Raw genomic sequence first — 642 nt, 5'->3', positions numbered from 1 at the left:
GAGCAGAGAACGGCGCTGGCCAACCAGCGCCGTTCTCTGCTCGCTGAATATGGTGTTACCATACCCGCCGGGATCCAGTACCTCCAGCAACAACTGCCGGAGCTGATTGAAGATGCCTCAAACAACCTGACCTTCACTCTTCGCCATTTGCTCTCTTCATTGCGGGCAAATATGCAGGCGCTGAATGAACTGATAGCCAGTCTGGACAGTGAAATTGCAGCGTTGTCATCACAACAGACCGTGTACCGTCATTTATTAACAATCCCGGGCGTAGGCCCCCTGATTGCTGCGGCGTTTATCAGCGAAGTTGATGCCACTCAGTTCTCGAGTGGGCGAGAATTATCGGCGTGGTGTGGCCTGGTTCCTCGTCAGCACAGTTCGGGCGGAAAAAAAGGCTGTCTTCTGTAACGAAAAATGGCAACCGGAGCCTGAGAACGCTCATTATCCATGGTGCCCGGTCAGTAATGCGATGTGCAAAAAAGCGTGATGACAATCACGGGGCGATGGTTGCAAAAACTTGAAGCCCGCCGTGGATTTCTGAAAACAACGGTCGCACTGGCAAATAAACTGACCCGAATTATCTGGCGCGTACTGACTGACCCGGTTGATTTTAATATGAATAAGGCATTTTCTATGGTTTAA

General features: G+C 50.9%; 1 protein-coding gene and 1 pseudogene. One reads left to right on the top strand and one right to left on the bottom strand.

Going from position 1 to position 642, the window contains the following annotated elements:
• The first annotated feature begins 171 nt into the window (after window positions 1-171).
• A pseudogene (locus IAE50_RS26925) lies at window positions 172-521 on the top strand (transposase).
• Here IAE50_RS26925 and IAE50_RS26425 read toward each other — a convergent pair.
• Window positions 442-642: hypothetical protein (locus IAE50_RS26425; protein WP_234467360.1), on the bottom strand; the 201-nt coding region annotated here is incomplete at its 5' end. The pseudogene IAE50_RS26925 and the gene IAE50_RS26425 overlap by 80 nt on opposite strands.

Origin of the sequence: Kosakonia sp. S42 (assembly GCF_016624785.1) — a bacterium.
Classification (GTDB): domain Bacteria; phylum Pseudomonadota; class Gammaproteobacteria; order Enterobacterales; family Enterobacteriaceae; genus Kosakonia; species Kosakonia cowanii.
This window is presented reverse-complemented; position numbering and strand designations above follow the sequence as displayed.